Annotated in this window: 3 protein-coding genes; 2 read left to right on the forward strand and 1 reads right to left on the reverse strand. The window is 70.5% G+C overall.

Going from position 1 to position 5,725, the window contains the following annotated elements; all coding sequences use genetic code 11:
- On the reverse strand, nucleotides 1-1,026 hold a 1,026-nt coding region (locus ACWGI8_RS38000), incomplete at its 3' end, for a HAMP domain-containing protein (RefSeq protein WP_453667999.1).
- Nucleotides 1,027-1,317: 291 nt separating this feature from the next.
- On the opposite strand from ACWGI8_RS38000, the gene ACWGI8_RS38005 reads away from it, so the two are divergent.
- Nucleotides 1,318-3,240 (forward strand): SpoIIE family protein phosphatase, encoded by a 1,923-nt coding sequence (locus ACWGI8_RS38005; RefSeq protein WP_453668000.1) that lies wholly within the window; start codon nucleotides 1,318-1,320, stop codon nucleotides 3,238-3,240.
- Nucleotides 3,241-3,635: 395 nt separating this feature from the next.
- Nucleotides 3,636-5,725: DUF1996 domain-containing protein (locus tag ACWGI8_RS38010; protein ID WP_453668001.1), on the forward strand; the 2,090-nt coding region annotated here is incomplete at its 3' end.

Here is a 5,725-nt window from a genome sequence, read left to right on the forward strand (position 1 = left end):
GACCTGCGCCTGACCGCCCAGGTTCCCCTCGGTGCCGACCTCGCGGGCGACGCGGGTGACCTCGTCGGCGAACGCGGACAGCTGGTCGACCATCGTGTTCACGGTGCTCTTGAGCTGCAGGATCTCGCCGCGTGCGTCCACCGTGATCTTCTGGCTCAGATCGCCGTTGGCGACGGCCGTGGTCACCTGGGCGATGTTGCGTACCTGGGAGGTCAGGTTCGAGGCCATGAAGTTGACGTTGTCGGTGAGGTCCTTCCACACCCCGGAGACGCCCGGTACCTGGGCTCGGCCACCCAGCTGCCCCTCGGTGCCGACCTCGCGGGACACCCGGGTCACCTCGTCGGCGAACGCCCGCAGCTGGTCGACCATCGTGTTCACGGTGAGCTTCAGCTCCAGCAGCTCGCCGGTCGCCTCGACCGTCACCTGCTGGGTCAGGTCGCCGCGCGCCACCGCGGTGGTCACGACCGCGATGTCGCGGACCTGCGCCGTCAGCCGCGAGGCCATCGTGTTGACGGCCTCCGTCACGTAGCGCCAGTCGCCCGACAGGCCCTGCACCTTGGCGCGCCCGCCCAGTCGGCCCTCGGTGCCGACCTCACGGGCGACCCGGGTCAGCTCGCCGGTGAACAGCGACAGCTGGTCAACCATCCGGTTCACGCCCCGCCCCAGGCGCCGCAGGTCGCCGCGGAGCTGGCGGGTCTCGTGGTGCAGCTCGACCCGCTGGGTCAGATCGCCGTCCGCGACCGCGTCCAGCACGCGCGTGGCGTTCGCGACCGGTGTGACCAGTGCTTCGAGCAGTGAATTGGTGGCGTCCACGCTCGTGGTCCAGGCGCCCTGCCCGGGGCTCGCCGCGATCCGCTCGTCCAGCCGGCCCTGCCGGACCACCTCGCGGCGCACCCGCTGGAGCTCTGAGGCCAGATGTGCGTTGCGCGCGACGATCTGGTTGAAAAGTCCCGCCATCTCGGCGAGCAGCCCCTCGTGCAAACCCTCCACACGTACGGTGAAATCGCCGTCGCACAGAGAATTCATCGCTGCGAGCAATGGGCGCAATTCGGCCGGGCGCACCCACTGCCCATCCGGGGCGGAGGTCGGTTGACCTGTGCGTTCAGGTGATTCGTCGAATTCCCCGGACGAGGCCGCAGGGAAAACGGAATCGGGTGCGGCCGGGTCGAGCGCCATGGGCACCCCATTCTTAGAAATCAGGACATACCGGCATCTTGATCCCTTTATTAGGTTACATTGGGTGTCCTGAATGTCGAAGTGATCCAGGGACCGCACGTGGGGCCGTCCTCTCTCTACCCACGGGAGTCCGTTTCGCGGATGAGACTGCCCGCGAACGAGCTCGCCGCTTCCGCTGCGCGAAAATTCGTGCACGCCGCACTCGCCGAATGGGGCTCGGAGGCGCGCTCAGGGGCGGACGCCGCGCCCCGGCCGCCGGTGATCACCGACCGGCTCGTCGACGACGCCGTGCTTCTCGTCAGCGAACTGGTCACCAACGCGATCATGTACGCCGGCACGGACGTGGAGGTCGCGTGCTATTTCGAGTCGGGACCCCGCCCCCTCGCCCCGTCCGCAGCGGATGGGCCGGGGCACTCGGGCTTCGTCGTCGAGGTGGTGGACCACAATCCCTCCCGCGCGGTGCGCGGCGGGAGGGACGCGTGGCGCGAGGGCCGCGGCCGTGGCTTCCAGCTCGTACGCGCACTGGCCGAATCGTGGGGGGTGATCTACCGGCACAGGGAGAAGTCCGTGTGGTTCCGGCTGGAGACCGCTCGCAGCACGCCGGAGCCCGACGGCTCCACCGCTTGCACCTTCGACGGCACCGCCGAGGACGCGCTCCGGAGCGAGCGGGCCCCCGGCATTCTCCCTCCCTCCCGGCCCCGCCCCCGTCCAGGCCACACCGCCGAATGGGTCGATCGCGGCGGGCCCACGTTCCTCGCCGAGGCCGGGGAACTCCTCGCCGGTCAGCTGGACGAGGACATGGTCGCCGCGATCGCGGGACAGCTCCTGGTCCCCAGGCTCGCCGACTGGTGCGGCGTGTGGCTGACCACCGAGTCCGGCGCCATGCGGCTCTCCCGCGTCTGGCACACGGACGAGCGGTGCATCGGCGCACTGCGCCTGGCGTTCGAGAACGATCCGCCGCCCGCCCGGCTGCGTACGACCGGCATTCCCTGGCCCTGGCCGCAGAACGCGGACGCCGCCGGCGCGGGCGGCTCTGCGCTGCTCCTCCCCCTCGTCGCGAGCGGCTGCTGCCACGGCGCGATACTGCTGGGGCGCAAGGGGGTGTCGCAGATGACCGACGGCCTCGTACGGCTCGCGGAAGACGTGGCGCGGCGCGTGGCCCACGCCGTCGCCACGGCCCGCCACTACACCAAGCAGGCCACCATCAGCCGGGCGCTCCAGCGCCGACAGCTGCCCGAATCCCTCGCCGAAATCCCGGGCATCGACACGGCGATCGTCTACGAGCCGCGAGGCGAGGGCCAGACGGTCGGCGGCGACTTCTACGACCTCTTCCCGATGGGAGACCTCGAAGACCGCCGCTGGTGCTTCCTGCTCGGCGATGTCATGGGCCACGATGTGGAGGCGATGTCCGTCACCGGCCTCGCCCGGCACCTGGTGCGCCTGCTGGCCCGCGAGGGACACGGCGTCGAATCACTTCTCGGCAGGTTGAACATCGCACTGACGGAGGAGAGCGCGGAGGCCGTCGCACTCGGCGGCGAGCAGGCGGGGCCACGCTTCCTGAGCCTGCTCTACGGGGAGCTGGAACCCGACCCGGTGGTGGGCGGCGCGCGCTGCACGATCGCCAGCGCCGGGCACCCGCTGCCACTGCTGCTGTCGGCCGACGGCGACGTGGCGCCGGCCGCGGATCCGCAGTTGTTGCTGGGGGTCGCCGTGAGCGCGGAGTTCCACGCCAGCTCCTTCCACCTCGCCCCGGGCGAGACGCTGCTGTGCGTGACGGACGGTGTGACCGAACGCCGCCGGGGAAACCGTCAGCTGGACGATGCCGACGGGTTGGCCGAGGTGTTGCGGGGGTGCGTCGGAATGGGTGCGAAGGCCGTGGCGGAGCGCGTGCGGCAGGCCGCGCACGACTTCGACACCAGTCCGATCGAGGACGACCTCGCTGTGATGGTGATCGAAGCGATACCGGTGCCTGCGCCGGGGGGCGGGCCCGGAGCGGAGCCGGACGCAGCCCGCCCCCGCCCCGGTACGCAAGCCGGCCCGTACGCAGTCGGCCCCACGACGTGACGCGCTCACGCGGCTCGGTACGGGCCCGGTCGACCGGGCGCGGCTGCCCGCGGACCGCTGCAGGCAGTCCGTCGGCGCTGCGGAGAGTTCCCGCTTGAGTATCCTGCCGGTCGCCGTCATGGGCATGGCATCCCGGAACGGCACATGCGGCGTGCTCGACCTGGCTCCCCGTAGTCGACCGCTCAGGGCTGCCTTCTGACGCCTCCTCAGCCGCCCATGACCGGAGGTTCCTGTGAATTGCCGGGTGTGTTGAACATGCCAGGGGCCGCTTCCGTATGTAACACGGCGCAGCCCCCACTGCCGAACGGCAACGACGCACAGGAGTTCTCTTGACACGCACCTCACGAAGACGTTCGAAGAGCGGCAGAAGAGTAGTCGCTGCCTCGGTCGCGCTGATGCTGGGCGGGGGTGGACTGATTGCGGTCAACTCCTACGCCGCGGCCGGCGAGGGATGGGGGCTCAGCTCCGACGGCCGGAACGAGCAGACGCAAACGCTCGGTGCCGGACCTTCCACCATCAAGTGCCCGGAGGTCGCGAACGGGCTGTCCGAAGTGCCGGACGCGGCGAGGCCGGAGGTCGACCGCGAACTGGCCGCGCTGGACAGCCAGATCACCGAGGCCTACGAGCGGTTCGCCGACCGGAAGGAACAGGTCGAGCGCGATCCGCAGTTCGCCCGGAACGCCGTCCTCGATCCGCTGAAGAACAAGCGCACGGCGAGCATCGGCCGCATCGCCACAGCCATCGGCCGTGTGGCCGGGGAGCGCCCACAGGGACTGGAGGCGATGGCCCCGTGCACCCTGCAGGTGGATGACGCGGACGGCGCCGGCGGCGGTGAGGGCAACGGCCAGGACCAGGGCGTCGGACAGAACGACGCCGACGGTGGCCAGAACAACGGCAACGGTAACGGTGACGGCGACCAGGGCAGCGCCGGTCAGGCCGGGAACGGCCCCGAGGCGTCCGACTTCGTCGACATCGCGTCCGTCCAGCCGAATGTGCGAAGCCCCCGCGAACTCGGTGACGCCTCGCGCGGCACCTTTGCAACCGACTGCGGCAAGAACGAGAACGGCAAGTTCAACCCGGACAATGTCATCGTCGCCCCCGGTGTCAGCAACGGCGCGCACCACATGCACGACTACGTCGGCAACCAGGCGAACGACGCGTTCGCGAGCGACGACGAACTCGCCAACGGAGCGACCACCTGCCGTGACCAGGGCGACAGGTCGACCTACTACTGGCCGGTCCTGCGACTGCAGAACGGACAGGACGAGAACGACGCCCAGGCCGACGGCGGCGGCAAGGACAAGAACGTCGGAAGGATCCTGACGCCGGCCCAGGTCACGCTGAACTTCGTGGGAAGCCCGGTCTCCAAGGTCACGGCGATGCCGCGATTCCTGCGGATCATCACCGGTGACGCCAAGGCTTTCGTCAACGGCAACGCGAACGCCAACGCGTCCTGGAGCTGCACCGGATTCGAGGACCGTCAGCTGAAGGACAAGTACCCGGTCTGCCCGCAGGGCAGCAAGGTCGTACGGACGTTCAAGTTCCAGAGCTGCTGGGACGGCCAGAACACCGACAGCGCCAATCACCGCACGCATGTCGCCTTCGCGGACGAGAACGGCCGCTGCCAGAACGGTTTCCGGGCCATTCCGCAGCTGGTGCAGCGCATCGTCTACGACGTTCCGCCCCCGGCCTTCGGCGGTGACAACCCGAGCGTCTTCGCCGTCGACTCCTTCCCGGAGCAGCTGCACAAACCGGTCACCGACCACGGTGATTTCATCAACGTCTTCGACGACAGCCTCATGCGGGAGCTGGTGGACTGCATCAACGACGGGCGTGAGTGCGGGCCCGACGGCCCTGCGGAACCCGCTGAGCCCGGCGAACCCGGGAATCCGGGTGACCCTGCGGACCCCGCGGACCCCGCTGACCCTGTTGAACCCGGGAATCCCGCAGACCCTGTTGAGCCCGGGAATCCCGCGGACCCCAGCGATCCGGCCGCGCCGGGGGAGCCCGAAGCCCCCGGGAACCCCGGTCGGCCCGCCGAGCCCAGTGATCCGGTCGAGCCCGGGAAGCCTGCGGACCCGCCGGCCGGCAACGGGGAGAAGCCCGAGGCCGGGCCGGATGCCGGGACGTCCGGTGGGCAGGCCGAGCCGGATGCCCCGGCTGATGTGCAGAAGCCGGAGGGCTCGACCGAATCGGGTGCGGGCACAACTGGCGGCCAGGCCAAGCCGTACACGGGGGGCGATGCCCAGAAGCCCGGGGTGCCGACCGGGTCGGGCAAGGGCACGTCCGGCACGGAGGCCACACCGGAGACCGGTGGGAGCACCCCGGCGTCCGGCACCGGAGGCGAGCCGCAGGCCGGCAGTGGAAGCCGGACCGGCGGCGAAGCCCAGGCCGCCGGCGAGCCGCAGGGCGGACGGGGCGGGCTCGCCGCCACCGGCGCTCAGCTGTGGCCCTCCGCGGCCGGAGCCGTGCTGCTGATCGTGGG

The sequence above is a fragment of the Streptomyces sp. NPDC054841 genome (assembly GCF_053611045.1).